Annotated in this window: 2 protein-coding genes; one reads left to right on the top strand and one right to left on the bottom strand. The window is 64.0% G+C overall.

The window, feature by feature from the left end:
* A partial coding sequence (locus tag WEA77_RS02385) for a phosphoribosylamine--glycine ligase (RefSeq protein ID WP_368066270.1) occupies positions 1-640 on the top strand: 640 nt, incomplete at its 5' end.
* A 178-nt stretch (positions 641-818) separates the two neighbouring features.
* On the opposite strand, the gene WEA77_RS02390 is transcribed toward WEA77_RS02385, so the two are convergent.
* Complete coding sequence (locus WEA77_RS02390) at positions 819-1067, bottom strand: DUF3297 family protein (protein ID WP_368066271.1); 249 nt, start codon at positions 1065-1067, stop codon at positions 819-821.
* Positions 1068-1310 lie beyond the last annotated feature (243 nt).

Raw genomic sequence — 1310 nt, forward strand, 5'->3', positions numbered from 1 at the left:
CGGCGATACCGGGCCGAACACCGGCGGCATGGGCGCCTATGCGCCGGCGCCGGTCGTCAGTACCGAGATCATGGAGCGCGTGAAGCGCGAGATCGCCGCGCCGATGCTGAAGGGTATGGCGAAGGACGGTATGCCGTATCAGGGCGTGCTGTATATCGGCGTGATGGTGACGGCGGACGGCCCGAAGGTGGTCGAGTTCAACGCCCGCTTCGGGGACCCGGAATGCCAGGTGCTGATGGCGGGCCTGGCGGGCGATATTGTGCCTGCGATCCTTGCATCCGCGACGGGTGGGCTGAAGGGCAATGAAGCAGCGTTTGAATCGTTGTTCGAGTTGGAGCGCTTCAAGCCGACCGCTACCGTGGTGATGGCCGCGAAGGGATATCCGGGCCCCTATGGCAAGGGCAGCGTGATCCGTGGGCTGAAGGAAGCCGGCAAGATCGGAGGCGTCACAGTGTTCCAGGCCGGCACTGATGCGGCGCCAGATGGAACGATCATCGCAAAGGGTGGGCGCGTGCTGAACGTCACCGCTAGCGGCGACACGCTGCGTGAGGCGGTGGACCGTGCTTATGCGGCGGTGGATACCATAGATTGGCCCGAAGGCTTCTGCCGGCGCGATATCGGCTGGCGGGCCTTGGCTTAGCTTATTGCCGGGATGCTCGGGTGGCGGCGCCGCTCCAGTTGGGAGCGGTGACCTGCGTGAGAGTGTTGTCGATGCATTTAATGGCCCGCCCTGGTGCAGTGTCATTTAGTCCCCCGCCTTCCCGGCGCGGCAGGGCTCGCACAGGGCTTTTGGGGTGTCTTTGCGAATTTGGCGCTGCTCAGGCCGCCGGTTCGTCCTTGAACCAGACCTCGATGGGGCCTTTCAGGGTTATCGTCAGGGGATTGCCCTTGCGGTCCAGCGCCTTGCCGGCGGTGAGCTTGATCCAGCCTTCGGAGACGCAATACTCCTCGACGGTCGTTTTCTCCTCGCCGCGAAAGCGCACGCCGACGCCCCGGATGAGCACGTCATAGTCATAGTGCGGGCTGCGCGGGTTTACGGAGAGGCGGTCGGGAGGTGTGTCGGTCATGAGCGGGGGTTTAGCCGGGGAGGCCGCCCGCTTTCAAGCCCCCGGTTGCCGCGCGCCTTCAAAAGAGTAGATCGTGTTAAAATGGAGTTCAGCCATGACGCCGCGCAATCCAGATGTTCCGCCCGCCACGGGCCAGATCAACAGCCGTCTCGGCCTCTCCTTCTTCAAGCTGGTCGAGCGTGCGCTGCTCCTGCTTACGGCAGGATTGACGATCATCGCGGCGGCGACCGAAGTCTGGAACAT

The sequence above is a fragment of the Hyphomonas sp. genome (assembly GCF_040882205.1).
Taxonomy (GTDB): Bacteria; Pseudomonadota; Alphaproteobacteria; order Caulobacterales; family Hyphomonadaceae; genus Hyphomonas.

Bases quoted from the DNA above. Each gene is read 5' to 3' on its own strand.
- WEA77_RS02390 (WP_368066271.1), bottom strand. From the start codon at position 1,067: ATGACCGACACACCTCCCGACCGCCTCTCCGTAAACCCGCGCAGCCCG.